This is a genomic window from Brachyspira murdochii DSM 12563 (assembly GCF_000092845.1).
GTDB classification, from domain to species: Bacteria; Spirochaetota; Brachyspiria; order Brachyspirales; family Brachyspiraceae; genus Brachyspira; species Brachyspira murdochii.
Genome location: NC_014150.1, coordinates 2,249,711 through 2,265,320 on the forward strand (window position 1 = coordinate 2,249,711; position 15,610 = coordinate 2,265,320).

16 protein-coding genes and 1 pseudogene are annotated in these 15,610 nt (G+C 28.0%); 12 read left to right on the top strand and 5 right to left on the bottom strand.

What is annotated here, in order from left to right; genetic code table 11:
• Positions 1-16 precede the first annotated feature (16 nt).
• Complete coding sequence (locus BMUR_RS09905) at positions 17-733, bottom strand: TetR/AcrR family transcriptional regulator (protein ID WP_041750008.1); 717 nt, start codon at positions 731-733, stop codon at positions 17-19.
• A 294-nt stretch (positions 734-1,027) separates the two neighbouring features.
• Between BMUR_RS09905 and BMUR_RS09910 the strand changes: the two genes are divergently transcribed.
• The 11 genes and pseudogenes from BMUR_RS09910 to BMUR_RS09960 all read left to right on the top strand — a co-directional run bounded on the left by BMUR_RS09910 (position 1,028) and on the right by BMUR_RS09960 (position 10,066).
• Positions 1,028-1,363, top strand: coding sequence for an STAS domain-containing protein (locus tag BMUR_RS09910; RefSeq protein ID WP_013114423.1), 336 nt, complete (start codon positions 1,028-1,030; stop codon positions 1,361-1,363).
• 142 nt (positions 1,364-1,505) lie between these two features.
• The gene (gene atpB, locus BMUR_RS09915; RefSeq protein ID WP_013114424.1) at positions 1,506-2,417 is read left to right on the top strand and encodes a F0F1 ATP synthase subunit A; all 912 of its coding nucleotides are present in this window, start codon (positions 1,506-1,508) and stop codon (positions 2,415-2,417) included.
• A gap of 58 nt (positions 2,418-2,475) precedes the next feature.
• Entirely contained in the window at positions 2,476-2,697 is a 222-nt protein-coding gene (gene atpE / locus BMUR_RS09920; protein ID WP_008723511.1) for an ATP synthase F0 subunit C, read from the top strand.
• Between the two features lie 28 nt (positions 2,698-2,725).
• Positions 2,726-3,226: a F0F1 ATP synthase subunit B gene (gene atpF, locus BMUR_RS09925; RefSeq protein WP_013114425.1), complete on the top strand. Its 501-nt coding sequence runs from the start codon at positions 2,726-2,728 to the stop codon at positions 3,224-3,226.
• Between the two features lie 39 nt (positions 3,227-3,265).
• Positions 3,266-3,814 carry an ATP synthase F1 subunit delta gene (gene atpH / locus BMUR_RS09930; RefSeq protein WP_013114426.1) on the top strand — a complete coding sequence of 183 codons (549 nt, stop codon included), beginning with the start codon at positions 3,266-3,268 and terminating at the stop codon, positions 3,812-3,814.
• Positions 3,815-3,849: 35 nt separating this feature from the next.
• The gene (atpH, locus tag BMUR_RS09935) at positions 3,850-4,494 is read left to right on the top strand and encodes an ATP synthase F1 subunit delta (protein WP_013114427.1); all 645 of its coding nucleotides are present in this window, start codon (positions 3,850-3,852) and stop codon (positions 4,492-4,494) included.
• Positions 4,495-4,521: 27 nt separating this feature from the next.
• The gene (atpA, locus tag BMUR_RS09940) at positions 4,522-6,021 is read left to right on the top strand and encodes a F0F1 ATP synthase subunit alpha (protein ID WP_013114428.1); all 1,500 of its coding nucleotides are present in this window, start codon (positions 4,522-4,524) and stop codon (positions 6,019-6,021) included.
• Positions 6,022-6,024: 3 nt separating this feature from the next.
• Positions 6,025-6,858, top strand: coding sequence for a beta-1,6-N-acetylglucosaminyltransferase (locus BMUR_RS09945; protein ID WP_013114429.1), 834 nt, complete (start codon positions 6,025-6,027; stop codon positions 6,856-6,858).
• Between the two features lie 28 nt (positions 6,859-6,886).
• Positions 6,887-7,765: an ATP synthase F1 subunit gamma gene (atpG, locus tag BMUR_RS09950; RefSeq protein ID WP_013114430.1), complete on the top strand. Its 879-nt coding sequence runs from the start codon at positions 6,887-6,889 to the stop codon at positions 7,763-7,765.
• Positions 7,766-7,893: 128 nt separating this feature from the next.
• Positions 7,894-8,652, top strand: a pseudogene (locus BMUR_RS09955) (ankyrin repeat domain-containing protein).
• A 652-nt stretch (positions 8,653-9,304) separates the two neighbouring features.
• Positions 9,305-10,066 (top strand): ankyrin repeat domain-containing protein, encoded by a 762-nt coding sequence (locus BMUR_RS09960; RefSeq protein WP_013114433.1) that lies wholly within the window; start codon positions 9,305-9,307, stop codon positions 10,064-10,066.
• A gap of 634 nt (positions 10,067-10,700) precedes the next feature.
• Here the strand turns inward: BMUR_RS09960 and guaB are convergent.
• Positions 10,701-11,822, bottom strand: coding sequence for an IMP dehydrogenase (gene guaB / locus BMUR_RS09965; protein ID WP_013114434.1), 1,122 nt, complete (start codon positions 11,820-11,822; stop codon positions 10,701-10,703).
• A 283-nt stretch (positions 11,823-12,105) separates the two neighbouring features.
• On the opposite strand from guaB, the gene BMUR_RS09970 reads away from it, so the two are divergent.
• Positions 12,106-13,167 carry a hypothetical protein gene (locus tag BMUR_RS09970; protein ID WP_013114435.1) on the top strand — a complete coding sequence of 354 codons (1,062 nt, stop codon included), beginning with the start codon at positions 12,106-12,108 and terminating at the stop codon, positions 13,165-13,167.
• A 47-nt stretch (positions 13,168-13,214) separates the two neighbouring features.
• Here the strand turns inward: BMUR_RS09970 and rbr are convergent, their stop codons facing one another.
• The 3 genes from rbr to BMUR_RS09985 all read right to left on the bottom strand — a co-directional run bounded on the left by rbr (position 13,215) and on the right by BMUR_RS09985 (position 15,603).
• On the bottom strand, positions 13,215-13,748 hold the full coding sequence (rbr, locus tag BMUR_RS09975; protein ID WP_013114436.1) for a rubrerythrin: 534 nt from the start codon (positions 13,746-13,748) through the stop codon (positions 13,215-13,217).
• 48 nt (positions 13,749-13,796) lie between these two features.
• Positions 13,797-14,393 carry a superoxide dismutase gene (locus BMUR_RS09980; protein WP_013114437.1) on the bottom strand — a complete coding sequence of 199 codons (597 nt, stop codon included), beginning with the start codon at positions 14,391-14,393 and terminating at the stop codon, positions 13,797-13,799.
• Between the two features lie 169 nt (positions 14,394-14,562).
• A complete protein-coding gene (locus BMUR_RS09985; RefSeq protein ID WP_013114438.1) occupies positions 14,563-15,603 on the bottom strand; it encodes a hypothetical protein in 1,041 nt (346 codons plus the stop codon).
• Positions 15,604-15,610: the final 7 nt, after the last annotated feature.

Consider the following 15,610-nt stretch of genomic DNA (forward strand, 5'->3'; position numbering starts at 1 on the left):
TCTAAATATCCGTAAGTTACCCTTCTGATTTTTTTAAATTTTCAAAACTGTATTTGCTTCCAAGTAAATATAATACAGTTTTACACAAATTATTAATTAAATTATTCAAATTAATCTCCAAACTCCTGTTTTGCTCTGTATTATCTCTATAATAATATAATTTCCTGTCAAAATCATAATATTTAGTCAATATTAATTCAGTTCCTATCCCTGCTATGGTTACTATTATCTGCATATAAATATCATTATATTCAGCTATTGGTACAAAATATTTCTCTTCTATCTTCTTATCTATAAATAAAAATAATTCAGTAAGCCAAAAATACAAATTAACATCTTTATTTATACTTTTTTTAAGTTTTTCAAATCTTTTTTTATCATTAAAAAAAATCGGCTGAAGTTCAAACATTATTTTACCAAATTCGCTTGCTGTAATGAAAAAAAACTTCTTGAAGTATTCAAATAATTCAAATATAACTTTTTCAGGTTCATCATTATATTTTTCTATTATATTTTTAGGATTTATATTCGTTTTCTTACTATTAAGCAATGAAATAACAATATCATCTATATTTGAATAATATTTGTAAACCCCTCCTTGACTTAACTCTGATTCTTTAATAATATCTTTCATTGTAACACTATAAGCAGGCTTTTTCAGAAAAACTTTCATGGCTGCTTCTAATATTATCTTTCTTTTGTTTTCAAAATATTCTTGATTTACTTTAGGCATTGTTTTATTTTGGCGTTCACCTCTTAATTTTAAATTCAATATGAAAAATAAAAATGATACTAGTGTCATTTTTATTTTAGAAACAATATTATTACAATTATTTTTTATTGTCAATAGATATTGTATAATAAATTTTACAAAATTTTTGTATAAATTGATATCATACTATTTATGCACCGGTATAATTATACATTTTATACATAATAAAAATATTTATAATTAACTATTGTAAAAAATATTATTTAGGTTAATATTAACACATCAGAAGTTTAAGAGAATTAAATGGAGTTTTTTATGGAAGTTTCTGTTAAAGAACTTGAAAATAATACAGCTGTACTAAAATTAGATGGAGATATAGATGTGTATACTTCATCGGACTTGAAAGATGTTATATTTTCTCAAATAGAGTTGGGAGCTAAAAAAATAATAATAGATATGGAAGATGTTTATTATATAGACAGCAGCGGTATAGGTGTATTTATTTCAGCACTTGGTGCTTTTAAGAAAGTAAATGGTAAAATATGTTTTGTAAAAGTTACAGAACCTGTTAAAAAGGTATTTGAGCTTACAAAAATAACAAGTTTTTTCCCAATATTTACAAGTGAAACTGAAGCTATGGATAAATTTTGATTTTTTTATTTTGATTAAAAAATAAAAATAAGTAATAATAGTTGATTTTTTATTTAATAGTTATACAATTATTTGAAATTATTTTTATTTTTTAATTGAATCAAAGAAATTTTCTTAAGTTTAAGGGTAGTAATTGTTTATTATGATTAAAGAAGTAATTTTTTTAAAGAAAATTTTTGTATTAACATTTATTGTTGCAGCTATATTCACATCTGATATAGTATATGGGGCTGAAAGTATTAATGACTATATAATGGAAGAGATAACAGATAATACAGAATATCCGTTTTATACTATTCCTATAAGATTAGGTCATTATATTAATTTCGATTTCAAGATAACAAAGCATATTATATTAATAACTTTAGCAGGTATTTTATCTGTTTTAAGCATGAAATATTTGGCACATAAGTTAAAAAGACCTTTCAGAAGACCCACCTACTTACAAAGCATATTAGAAGGTTTAATTGACTATATGAATAAAGATGTAATAGGGGCTGCATTAGGTGAGGAAGGCAAGAAATATGTTCCTTTTTGTCTGACAGTTTTTTTATTTGTACTATTTTCAAATATATTGGGGCTTATACCAGCATCTATTAAGTTTCCTACAGAAAACGGAGGTCATTCATATATAGCAGGCGGACTTGGGGCAAATATAGGTTTTACGGCTTCTATAGCAGTAATTGTATTTATAGTTTATATTTTTGCAGGTATTAGAAAGAAAGGTATAATAAGATATTGGACTTCGTTAGTACCTAAAGGGCTTCCTATACCGCTTATACCTATAATATGGGTATTAGAGGTTATTACATTATTTAACAGGGCTTTTGCTCTTGCTATACGTCTTTTTGCAAATATTACAGGCGGACACATAATGATGATAGTAATACCGTACTTGATTATTATGTCTGGAACTTTACTTGTTTCACCTTTTGCCGTATTATTTTTGGCATTTATATATGTACTTGAGATGTTTGTAGCGGTTTTACAAGCTTATATATTCTCATTATTATCAGCAGTTTATATTGGAATTGCTATTAGTGATGAGCATTAATAATAAATAATTTTAATTTAAATAATTATAATTTTATGATAAAAAGGAGAATAAAAAAATGGAACTTTCTATATTAGGAGCAGCAATTGGAGCAGGACTTGCAGCTATAGGAGTAGGATTAGGAATAGGATTTATAGGTTCTAGAGCAGTTGAGGGCATAGCAAGACAGCCTGAAGTTTCTGGAAAAATACAGACAGCAATGCTTATAGCGGCAGCTTTGATAGAAGGTGTAGGTTTATTTGCTTTAGTTATTTGTATTCTTGCATTATTCACAAAATAATTAAATAAAAATATTTGGAGGTATATGTATGGCACTTTTAAAAATAGATCCCGGTATTATTATTTGGACTTGGATCACGTTTTTACTAGTTCTTGCTATATTAGGTGCTTCTACTTGGAAAATAATTTTGAAAGGCTTGAATGCCCGTGCTGATAAAATACAGGAAGATTTGGAAGAAGCAGAAAAAACTAGAGAAAATGCTAAAAAATCTTTGGCAGCATACAGAGAGCAGATTGATAATGCTAAAGCTGAAGCAAGTTCTATTATAGAAAATGCAAGAGTGGAGGCGAATAGAATTAGAGACAAAATTATCAATAATGCCAGAGAAGAAGCGGAAGTTAATAAAAACAAAATTATGTCTGAAATAGACAGATCTAAAGAAGAGGCTATGAATAGTGTGAAAAAACAGGCACTTGATATTGCTGTTGTTATGGCGGAAACTATTCTTAAAAGAAATATCAATAAAGAAGATAATCAGGCTATAATTAATGAGTTTATTAATAATGCGGGAAAAGAAAACAATAAATAATAAACTTATAAAAAGCATAAGTGTTTAGGAAGTGATATCATGAGAGAAAGTGAAAAATTAGAAATACTAAAGCCAACAGCTAATGCCATATTTGACATAGCTAGAGAGCTTGGAATGATAAGAGAAATATATAATGAACTTACAGAATGTTCTAAATTATTTCAGGATATTGATATAAAGAATTATTTTTTTAATAAATTTATTTCTAAGAAAGACAAAAAAGAATTAATAGATAAAAGATTAAAACCTTTGCTTTCTAAAGAAACTTATGCTTTTGTTTCTATATTGGCAGAACATGACAGCATAGAGGTACTGCCTGATATAGTGAATTTATATAAAGATATAGTAGACGATTATAATAATATAGTAAGAGTTCGTATTATTACAGCTTCTTCTATTGATGATAAAACAATAGAAGATATTATTAATACAGTAAAATGTTTTTCCAGTAATGAAATATCTTATGAAACAGAGATTGATGAGAGTATTATAGGCGGTATAATAGTATATATTGGTTCTACAGTTTATGATTATAGTATAAAAAATCAGATAGATTTATTGCAAAGTAAATTTACACGCGGTAATTAATTAATTAATCTTAAATATTGTAGGAGATTATGCTTATGGAGTCCATTGCTGACAGCATTTTAAAAGATTTAAAAAAAGAGGTGCTGAAAGAAAGCACAAAAGAAAAAGTTAGCAGATTCACACGTATAACAAAAAATGAATCTAATGCTAAAAATTATGCTAAGGCAATGTTTGATGTAGCTTCTGATGCTGGAAAAATAGAAGTGATTAAAAGTGATTTGGATATTGTTTATTCGTCTTTGCTTGTTGATAAAGATATATTTGATTTTTTTAAATCTAGTTTTATAGATGGCAATTTGAGAATGAGTATATTAAAAAAAGTATATGCAGGTAAAATATCAGAAGAGACTTTTAATCTTATTGCTATTTTAATAGAAAGAGATTTACTTCATACTTTATTTGCTGTCATAGTAGAGTATGAAAACCTATGTAATGAATATTATAATATAGCAGTGGTTAAAATTACAACAGCATCTGGTATAAATAATAATATAGAGGATATAGAAAAATTAAAAGAATGTATTAGAAATATGATTAAGAACAGAGATGTTCATTTTATATTTCATACAGATGAAAATATTATAGGCGGTGTTGTGATAGAAATAGAAGATATTGTTTATGATTATAGTATAAGAAGAGTACTTAAAGGATTAAAAACTTCTATTTCTAATGATAATTGATTATATTTTACATTTGGGGAATTGATTATGAATATAAAAGCTAGTGAAATTGCAGCGGTTCTTAAAGAAGAGATTAAGAATTATAAAGCTGATTTTACTCCGAATGAAGTAGGAGTAGTTGTAGAAGTAGGAGACGGTATTGCAAGAGTAATCGGACTTCCGCATGTTATGGCTAATGAAATGATACTTTTTGAAAGCGGTGCGGTTGGACTTGCTTTTAACTTGGAAGAAGAAACTATTGGTGCTATAGTTTTGGGAGATTATTACGGCATTAAAGAGGGAAGTAAAGTAAGCAGACTTAAAAGAATATTAGAAGTTCCGGTAGGCGAGGCTCTTTTAGGAAGAGTTGTTAATCCTTTGGGTGTACCTATAGACGGACATGGTGAAGTTGCTACTGATAAAAGAAGAGTAATAGAGTTTCCAGCTCCGGGTATTGCTGACAGGCAGGCAGTAAAACAGCCGCTTCAGACTGGTATTAAAGCTATTGACTCTATGACTCCTGTAGGAAGAGGTCAAAGACAGCTTATTATTGGAGACAGAGGTACTGGTAAAACTTCTATTGCTTTAGATGCTATAATTAATCAAAAAGGCACTGGGGTAATATGTGTATATGTAGCAATAGGGCAAAAGGCTTCTACCGTTGCTGGTGTTGTTGATACATTAAGACAGCATGGGGCATTAGACTATACTATAGTAGTTGCGGCTACTGCAGCTGATTCTGCTCCGCTTCTTTATATAGCTCCTTATGCAGGCTGTGCTATGGCAGAATACTTCATGTATGAGCAGAAAAAAGACACATTAATTATATATGATGACTTAACTAAACAGGCTAATGCATACAGACAGATATCATTACTTCTTAGAAGACCTCCGGGAAGAGAGGCTTTCCCCGGAGATGTTTTCTATTTGCATTCAAGACTTCTTGAAAGAGCAGCTAAACTCAGCGATGAATTAGGAGGAGGTTCTTTAACAGCACTTCCTATAATAGAAACTCAGGATAATGAGGTATCAGCTTATATTCCTACTAACGTTATTTCTATTACTGACGGGCAGATATATTTGCTTACTAGTTTATTTATGAGCGGTGTGCGTCCTGCTATAGATGTTGGTATATCGGTTTCTCGTGTAGGCGGTAATGCTCAGACTAAAGCTATGAAAAAGGTTGCTGGTACTTTAAGGCTTGACCTTGCTTCTTATAGATCTTTGGAGGCTTTCTCTCAGCTTGGTATTGGACTTGATAAGGCTACTTTGGCACAGTTAGACAGAGGTGCTAAAATGGTTGAATTATTAAAGCAGAAACAATATAGTCCTATACCTTTTGAAGAACAGGTTGTTGTTATATTTGCAGCTACTAAAGGTTTCTTGGACAATATTGAAGTTGACAGAGTTCATGAGTTTGAATGGAGATTATTGCAGTATATTAAAGCTGATAAGCCTAGTGTACTTGATAATATTAGAGAGAAAAAAGATATAGAAGATATGGACGGTCTTTATAAAGTTATAGAAGAGTTTAAGTCTAAGTTCTAATGTATGAGTAAAATTTGTTTTTTAATATTAGCACATAAAAATCATAATCAATTATTAAGATTAATTAATCATCTTAAAAAGGATTTTGATATTTATGTGCATATTGATAAAAGAAGCAAATTGAACTTAAAAAGTTTTGATAATGTCAATATTTATAAAAAAATTGCAACTTATCATGGAGATGTTAGTTTAGTAGATGCTACTCTTTTTTTATTGAAAGAGGCATTTAAAAATAATTATGACAGATATATTTTTATAAGCGGTCAGGATATTCCTTTAAAAACTAATAAGGAAATTATTAATTTTTTTGAAGATAATAATGATAAGCAATTTATATCTTATATAAGTATAAGAGACAACGAAGGTATATACAAAGAAATGTCTTTTAGGCTTAATGCTTATAATTTTGGCAAACTATATAGAAAATTATTAGGCAGAAAATTTAGAGAAGCTATATCTAATATTCCTTTTATAAAGAGGAAAACACCTGAAAATATATATTATGGTTCTCAGTGGTGGAATTTAAATCATGATGCTATTAAATATATACTTGAATATGTAGAAAAAAATCCTGAATACTTAAAAAGATTTAATTATACTTGGGGAAGCGATGAGTTTTTTTTTCAGTCAATATTATTAAATAGCAGTTTTAAAGATAAATGTGTAGATAATTGTCTTCGTTATTTAATATGGGGGGTAGGTACTCCTATTAATTTGAAGATGAAAGATTATGAAGGTATAAAAGAAAACATAAAAGATAATTTATTTGCCCGTAAATTTGATGAAAATATTGATAATGATATAATTGATAGATTATATAAAGATTTAGAAAGTTAAAAAATTCTAATAATTTGGAGTTTTTATTATGGCAGAGAAACTTAATGTATTAAAAGCAAGAATTAAAGCTGTAACAAGCACACATAAAATAACTAAAACTATGGATATGATAGCACGTTCAAGAACTGCTAAAATACTTACAGTAGAGCAGGGTATGCGTCCTTTTACTCAAAAACTCAACAGAATAGTAGAAGATCTTTCGCATTCTGATATGGATCATATTCATCCTCTTCTTGCTCCTAAAAAGAAGATAACAAATATAATACTTTTTGTTGTAACTTCAAGCAGAGGTTTATGCGGTTCTTATAATACTAAAATTTTTGATGAGGCTATGGAGAGGATAAGACACCATCATAGACATGGCAGAGAGGTTCAGCTTCATGTACTTGGTAAAAAGGGTGAGGCATACTTTGAAAAGCAGGGGATACCAATAGCCAGAAAATATCCGCGTATAGATGAGGAATCTACTTTTGATGATTGTGCTACAGTTGTTCAGCGTTTCATGCATGAATATGCAGTGGATAATACTTCAAGAGTTGAGGTAATATATACTAGATATTATACAAGGGTGGTACATATACCTAAAATAAAAAGTTTAATACCTATGATACCAGATGAAGAGGATATTGAAGGTCATAAAATTAAGAAAAAACTTGATTATGTGATAGAGCCTAATATAGAAGATGTATTAAAAGAGATTGTGCCTATGGCTATAAAAACATATTTCTATTTTATGCTTACAAGTTCATTTTTATCAGAGAATGCTGAACGCTCTATTGCTATGAGAAATGCTACTGATAATGCTGAGAGATTAATTACTGATTTGAAAAATAAAGCAAACAGGGCAAGACAGGAACATATTACGAATGAGCTTCTTGATATTATAGGCGGTTCTGAGGCTATATAATTTATTTTGTATATAAAAAATTAAATACCATTCATTATTTATTTTATGGGTGGTATTTTTTATTTTAAATTCTTTCATCATTATGCTATAATATATCAAATTATATTAATTACCATACGGCAGTGTTTATGAAAAAAATAAAAGTGTTAAAAACTATATTGTTAATTTCTTTATTATCAATTATTTTAATTATATCATGCAAGAAAAAAGAGGAGGCTAGTATAAGCAATAATTCTATGTATGTAAGCAGTCCAGATAATATTTATCATAAAACTTACACTAATGTTGTTAAGATACAGGGTAAATTTGTTAATATGAACTCTTCTCTCTCATATGCTAATAGAGAAGAATGAGAATACAGCGAGGAGTATGATATATTTGAGGCTATAGAAAATCATAGCTTAAAAAGAGTAATGGAATTAATAGGAGAAGGTGAAGATATAAATCAAACTTATAGCGGTGAGAGAAAATATAGCGATTTTTTCAATGATTATTATTATCTTGACGGAGCTACTCCTTTAATGTTTGCTATATTTTATAGAGATTTGGGTATAATGAAATATTTGCTTGATAAAGGTGCTGATCCTTATACTAAAGATGATTACCCTTACAATTGGGAAGCCTTTTTATGGGCTTGTGCTGTTGGAAATGTTGATGTAATAAAAATGATTGTAAAGTTTTATCCTGATTTAGTTAATTCTAAACATGTCTATGATGAAAACGGACTTCATATGGCTGCTTTAAATAATAATACAGAGGTATTTGAATATTTAGTTAGGGATTTAGGTATTGATATAAACAGTACAGATGAGGACGGTACTGGAGTTTTGTATTATGCTGAAAAAGACGAGGCAATAAAAAAATTAAAAGAACTTGGTGCCAAATAATATAAATTGTGTAATACATTAATATATTTTAAAAATGAATAAACTATAAAATAGCTAGAGCCTTAAATTGAGATTTTTTAATTAGGCAATTTTTATTAATAATCAATAAAAAATTGAGAGCATTTCATAAATATGCCTAAACAAATACAATTTGTCAAAATTAATTTTTTAAATTTATTATTTGTGGGGACTAGCCCCCACACCCCCAGTTCTTTTGTTGACACAAAGAACCAAAAAGACTGCATTTTTTAGACTAAATTTAGGATATACGCTACATCTAATACGTATATATAAAATATAAAGTTCTACCAATTGCGTATTTATTAACTTTTTTTGAAGCACAAAAAAGTTAATAATTCTATATAAATTGCCTCAGTTGACAAAATTAAATCGTTACAGTATATATTTAAGATTAATATATTAAAAAATCGAGCGAGCCTTGAAGCGAGATTTTTTAATTTTTAATGAAGCAATTTTTATTAATAATCAATAAAAATAGTGAGCGTTTCAAGATGAATGTATTAAAAAATCGAGCGTCTAGCAATGTCTATTGCTAGAGCCTTGAAGCGAGATTTTTTAATTTTTTATAGAAAATAATTTGTTTTTATTGTATAATGTTTCGTAAATTATTAATTAATATACGGCGGTGTTTATGAAAAGAATAAAAGTTTTAAAAAATATATTGTTAATTTCTTTATTATCAATTATTTTTATTATATCATGCAAGAAAAAAGAAGAGGTTAGTGTAAGTATAAGCAATAATTCTGTGTATGTAAGTAATCCAGATAATATTTATCATAAAACTTATACTAATGTTGTAAAGATACAGGGCAAATTTGTTAATATGAACTCTGCCTTATCCTATGCCAACAGAGAGGAAGGGGAATACAGCGAAGACTATGATATATTTGAGGCTATAGAAAATCATAGTTTAAAGAGAGTAATGGAATTGATAGAAGAAGGTGAAGATATTGATGAGTCCTATTATGGAGATGACAGTATATACAGCGATTTTATGAATGATAGTTATGCTGCTAATGGTGCTACGCCTTTGATATTTGCCGTATTCTACAGAGATTTAGGTATAATGAAATATCTTCTTGACAATGGGGCAGACCCTTATGTAAAAGATGATGACGGCTGGAATTCGTTTTTATGGGCTTGCGGTACTGGAAATGTTGATGTAATAAAAATGCTTGTGCAGGCTGATCCTGATGTTGTAAACTCTAAAAATATGTATGATGCAAATGGTCTTCATATGGCTGCTTTGAATAATAATACAGAAGTATTTGAATATTTAGTTAGAGATTTAGGTTTTGATATAAATAGTACCGATGAAGACGGAGACGGAGTTTTGTATTATGCTGATGAAGATGATGCTATAGAAAAATTAAAGGAATTAGGTGCTGAATAATAAAAGTTGTGAGCATCTTGTAAGTTCACCAAATGAGACGCTTAATTAGCAAACAATTTTTATTAACAGCAATATATTTAATTAAAAAGCACTTGATAAGATTCTATATAAAAATAATGTTTTACATGTTGTATAAACTATTATTTTATTATATAAATATGCAGCTTTTTTACGCATCAAAATCTTGTTTCTTGTTCAGAGCGAGTCTGCTTATTTATGTTCTGCGTCATACCTAACAATCGCATGTGCTGCAAATAGAAAAGAACTGGGAGTTTGTAATGTCAAAAACCCTGCAAATATTTTAAATTTAACAAATTTATTTTTTAACAAAATATATTTGTTTAGGTATATACTAAAAATTATTAAAAAATATTTTTATAATAAAAAATACCCCCATATTATAATGGGGGCAACAGTTTAATTAAATGAAGGTTATAAAATATAATGTATCAATTAAGGGATACAAAGTTGCTGACTACGGTAATTTTCAAGTCTTCTAACTTTTGTTAGTATATTCTAACATTTTTATATGTTTTGTCAATACTATAATTGAAAAAATATATAAAAAAAATCAATAATACCAAAAGATATCATTGATTTTTTATAATTTTTAATATTGAAGAAATAATTAATTTTAATAGTTAGGAGCTTTTGAAGTGATTTTTACATCATGAACATGACTTTCTGCTAAACCCTGATTAGTGATTCTTATAAACTCAGCTTTTTCCTGAAGTGTTTTTATATCTTTAGCACCGATATACCCCATTCCAGAGCGTATTCCTCCTACTATTTGATATATAACATCAGCAACATGTCCTTTATATTCAGTAACACCTTCAATGCCTTCAGGTACAAATTTTGATTTGCTAACTACTTCACTTTGGAAATATCTGTCTTTGCTTCCATGTATCATAGCACCTACAGAACCCATTCCTCTGTAAGGTTTATATTTTTTACCATCTATTATAATAACATCTCCCGGAGCTTCATAAGTAGATGAAAATAAACCTCCAGCCATAACAGCATCAGCACCTATAGCAAATGCTTTTACTATATCTCCAGAGTATTTTATTCCTCCGTCGGCAATAGATCCTACATTATTCTTTTTAGCAACTTCAGAAGCGTCATATATAGCTGTAAGCTGAGGAACACCTACACCAGCTATTATTCTTGTAGTACATATTGATCCTGCTCCTATACCTATTTTTATAGCATCTACTCCTGCATCAATTAATGCTTTAGCTCCGTCTGCTGTGGCGATATTACCTGCTATTACTTCTACTTGTTTGTATTTATCTTTTATTTCTTTTATAGCTGTAAGTACATTTTTTGAATGTCCATGTGCTGTATCTATAACTATTAAATCAACTTTAGCTTCTATCAGTTTTTCTATTCTCTCATATCTGTCTTCTGATATACCGATGGCTGCTGCTGCAATTAAAGATCCGTCAGCAGAAAGGCTTGCTTTTTCTTTATCTTCTATATCTTTGAAATTTTTAACCATTTCTACTTCTTTTGCCTGCTGTTCAAGGGACATGTTTTTATGTATAACACCTAATGCACCGCATAATGCCATTGCTATTGCCATTTTAGATTCTGTTACAGTATCCATAGGTGAACTTATCAAAGGAGTATTTAATGTTATTTTGTTTGTTAATTTTCTTCTTAATGAAACATCTTTGGGTAAGATATCAGATTCTTGCGGTACTAATAATACGTCATCGAATGTTAATGCTTCTCTCATCTTTATGGACATAAGTTTTTTCCTCTTTAATTATTTTAGATATGAATTTGAATAAATAGATATTTTAATAAACTATTTTATAATAAAAATGCTTTAATTGCAATTATTTTTTATGTATTAATAAAGATTTTTTCTTATGACGGTATATATGTAGTAAATGTTTATTTATTATATGATTTTTGTAAAAAATATTTGTATTTATTAATTTTTTAAGTAAAATATATTTACAAAAAGATGAAAATATATTATATTATAAGTGTAAAGAAAATTTACTAAGCCTTTTGGGAGGGTAAAAATGACTATAACTTATAAAAATAATGATTTATTTTCTATATATGATAATTACTTGAAAGAGGATAATACTTCTGTAAATAATATGCTTGCTTCAGCAGTAAATGACATAAAAAAATTAGAAAAGAATATACATAATGCCTCTAAGCAAGATATAAAAAGTATTGGAGATATATTAATTAAACTTTCTTTAGCTGCTAGAATGCATTTGAGGCAATATACTGATAGTGAAAAAGTGAAAGATTTATCATTTACAAACAGATTAAGATATTCAAAAGATATTATTGATTATTCTTTAAAAGTTATAGTAAGATATTTAAAAAATATAAAAAATGAAGATATTAATTTTAATAGTATTTCTATATTAAAAAATAATGATGTTATATCACATAGTAATAGAGTATTTTTTACTATTATAAAGTTTATAAAATATTATAATGACAGTATAAACCAAAATATAGTTATAGATATAAAAAATAATTTCAAAAGAAGATATTCAGGATATTATAGAAGTATATTAAAAAGATTTCATATTAATAAAAATATATCAAAATTAGAACATGTTTATAAATACGGTTTGAGAGAGATTTTATTCAATGAGATGATTAATATTTCTTTAGCAGCATTTTGGCATAATATAATAAATTTTGATATATTAGATGAATATAATTCTATGAGATGTTACTCATACTTAAAACATTTTTTAAAATATAATGACGATGTTTCATTGATAGTGGGACTTCATAATGAGTATTACGGATATGGATATGGTATATTTTTGAACTATTACAATACTATAATAAATACAAAACCATTCTTTAAGCCTTACTATATTGTTAGTTTTGATTATACTGATAGTTTAAAATTAACTTCTTTATCGTATTTTCCTTCAAAAATTTTGGAGATAGTTAATCTATTTGATAATATATTATATTCAAAAAATGATTATTCAAATTATAATGATATTTTAATCTGTATAAAAGAAAATTATTTAGAAAGAGAAGTAAAAATTGATCCTGTAATATTTGATATATTTTATTCTTTTGTTGTTGATGCTAATATATAAAAAGGGGGTTTTTATACCCCCTGATAATATTAAAAGTCCGTTATTAATTAAAAGTTTTCAACGCGTACTTCAAAGAATTTTTTAGCATGTTTACAAACAGGGCAAAGTTCTGGAGCTTCTTCGCTTTCAACTATAAAACCGCAGTTTCTGCATTTCCATTGAACTTTAGTAGCTTTTTTGAAAACGCTTCCATTTTTTACAGCTTCTCTTAATTTAGCATATCTTTCTCTGTGTTCTTTTTCAACATCACCTATTAATTTCATAGAACGAGCTATTTCATCAAAACCTTCTTCAGTAGCTTCTTTAGCCATTCTTGGGTACATATTTTCGTATTCTTCATTTTCACCTTCCCAAGCTGATTGTAAGTTTTGAAGAGTATCGCCTATACCGTTAAGATATTTGAAGTGTATTTTAGCATGCTCTCTTTCATTTTCAGCTGTTTCAAGGAAAATAGCAGCGATTTGTTCATAACCTTCATTTCTTGCTACACTTGCAAAATAAGTATATTTGTTTCTAGCCATAGATTCGCCGGCAAAAGCTTCATTTAAGTTTTTTTCTGTTTTTGTACCTTTTAAATTCATTTCAATTCTCCTTTTTTAATTAAACAAAATTATATAAAATTAATAAAATTATTTAGCTGATTTAATTCTTTCTGCTACATAATCCCAATTTACCAAATGATCAACAAAAGTAGTTAAGAAGTCTGGTCTTCTGTTTTGATAATCAAGATAATAAGCATGTTCCCAAACATCGCAAGTTAAAACACCATGTACTTTATCAGCAACTGGGTTCATAGCATTAGCATATTTTCTCACTTCTAATTTACCATTATTCATAACAAGCCAAACCCAACCTGAACCGAATTGAGTTTTTCCTCCTGTAGTGAATGCTTCTTTAAAAGCATCAAAAGAACCGAAATCTGCTTCTATTTTTGATTTTACTTCAGCAGGTATTGCAGCATCTTTTTTTATCATTTTGAAGAACTCTTCATGATTATAAACCTGACCGGCATTATTAAATACTGCTTGTTTGTCAGCATTATTGTATGATAGAGTGATTAATTCTTCAATGCTTTTTCCTTGTAATGAAGAATCTTTAGATACTAAATCATTAAGAGTTGTTACATAAGTATTTAAGTGCTTTCCATGGTGGAAATCCAATGTATTTGAAGACATATATGGTGCTAAGTCTTCTTTAGCATAAGGTAATTTCATTAATTCAAACATATATTTTTACTCCTTCATTTTTTATTAGTATAATAATAAACCTATTTTAAATTAATGTCAAGTATTTATTAAATAATATTTATAGCTTATTAATACTTATTACTATTAATAAAATAAAGGCATACCAATTTAATGGCATGCCTTTGATATTAGTATAACTAATTAAAAATTAATTAGCTGTTTCTGTTGTTTCAGCAGCAGTATTGTCTGTTGTTTCAGCAGCAGTTGGGTCAGCAGCTTCATTCTCATAATCTCTGTAAACTGGTCTGACATCTCTGCCTAATATTTCATCTTCAGTTTGACCATAAGTAAAACCTAATTCATCATAATATTTAGAATATGTAGTTCTAAATCTATCTGAAGTAGTGTATAATATTTTATGGTATTTAGTGATTAATAATTTATATTTAGCTGTTTTTATATTTTCATCAGCTGTTTTTAAAGTAGTTAAATCCCAAAGGTTATTAAACATTTCATTTAAGAAATAAACTTTACTTACATCGCTGTTTTGATTGATAGTAGCTAAATTGTAATTAACTCCGGCTAAATAAGTGTTTAACATAATTAAGTTAGTAGTATCATTTTTAGAAGAACTTTCATTATATAAAGCATTCATTAAATAATATCTGCTTTTAGCGTAGTATCCTGCACTTCCTTTAAATAGGTTGAAAATACCAGCATAAAGATTCAATTCATAATCTGCCTGTATTAATTCATTAGTTTTTCCAAGTATTTCATAGATAGGTTTGATTTCATTATAAAGTCTGAAAGATTTATCTAATTCAGAAAGAGCTAAATCAACATTATTATCACTAGCTATAGGGTTAGCAACTAAATCATAATAATATACAGCATTATAGAACATTTGATTAGTATCAGTAAAATTAACATTAGTATAATTTTCTAATATTTTATTAGCTTTGTAAAGTATTCTGAAAAGATAATCTTCTTTTATTTTAGTAAGGTTAGTTTGAAGAAGATTGTATTCTTTATCAAGAGTAGCATCATCAGTGTTTCTCAAATCAGTAAAAGAAGGGGCAAAAGGTGTTATTTCTTCTACGGTATTTACTTCTGATGATTCTTGATTTTCTCCAGCAGCAGCTGTTTCAGTAGTTTGTTCTGCTGCAGCAGGATCTGTAGTTTCATCCTGAGCGTATACTGGACTTAACGCTAGAATCATTACGCTTAATACAAGAAATAGTTTTTTCATGTATAAC

What these genes read in the sequence shown, in the direction of transcription:
- BMUR_RS09960 (WP_013114433.1), top strand. Translation starts at nt 9,305, where the DNA reads ATGAAAAGAATAAAAGTTTTAAAAAATATATTGTTAATTTCTTTATTA.
- atpE (WP_008723511.1), top strand. Translation starts at nt 2,476, where the DNA reads ATGGAACTTTCTATATTAGGAGCAGCAATTGGAGCAGGACTTGCAGCT.
- BMUR_RS09970 (WP_013114435.1), top strand. Translation starts at nt 12,106, where the DNA reads ATGACTATAACTTATAAAAATAATGATTTATTTTCTATATATGATAAT.
- BMUR_RS09985 (WP_013114438.1), bottom strand. Translation starts at nt 15,603, where the DNA reads ATGAAAAAACTATTTCTTGTATTAAGCGTAATGATTCTAGCGTTAAGT.
- rbr (WP_013114436.1), bottom strand. Translation starts at nt 13,748, where the DNA reads ATGAATTTAAAAGGTACAAAAACAGAAAAAAACTTAAATGAAGCTTTT.
- atpB (WP_013114424.1), top strand. Translation starts at nt 1,506, where the DNA reads ATGATTAAAGAAGTAATTTTTTTAAAGAAAATTTTTGTATTAACATTT.
- atpA (WP_013114428.1), top strand. Translation starts at nt 4,522, where the DNA reads ATGAATATAAAAGCTAGTGAAATTGCAGCGGTTCTTAAAGAAGAGATT.
- BMUR_RS09945 (WP_013114429.1), top strand. Translation starts at nt 6,025, where the DNA reads ATGAGTAAAATTTGTTTTTTAATATTAGCACATAAAAATCATAATCAA.
- atpF (WP_013114425.1), top strand. Translation starts at nt 2,726, where the DNA reads ATGGCACTTTTAAAAATAGATCCCGGTATTATTATTTGGACTTGGATC.
- BMUR_RS09910 (WP_013114423.1), top strand. Translation starts at nt 1,028, where the DNA reads ATGGAAGTTTCTGTTAAAGAACTTGAAAATAATACAGCTGTACTAAAA.
- atpG (WP_013114430.1), top strand. Translation starts at nt 6,887, where the DNA reads ATGGCAGAGAAACTTAATGTATTAAAAGCAAGAATTAAAGCTGTAACA.
- atpH (WP_013114427.1), top strand. Translation starts at nt 3,850, where the DNA reads ATGGAGTCCATTGCTGACAGCATTTTAAAAGATTTAAAAAAAGAGGTG.
- BMUR_RS09980 (WP_013114437.1), bottom strand. Translation starts at nt 14,393, where the DNA reads ATGTTTGAATTAATGAAATTACCTTATGCTAAAGAAGACTTAGCACCA.
- guaB (WP_013114434.1), bottom strand. Translation starts at nt 11,822, where the DNA reads ATGTCCATAAAGATGAGAGAAGCATTAACATTCGATGACGTATTATTA.
- atpH (WP_013114426.1), top strand. Translation starts at nt 3,266, where the DNA reads ATGAGAGAAAGTGAAAAATTAGAAATACTAAAGCCAACAGCTAATGCC.
- BMUR_RS09905 (WP_041750008.1), bottom strand. Translation starts at nt 733, where the DNA reads ATGCCTAAAGTAAATCAAGAATATTTTGAAAACAAAAGAAAGATAATA.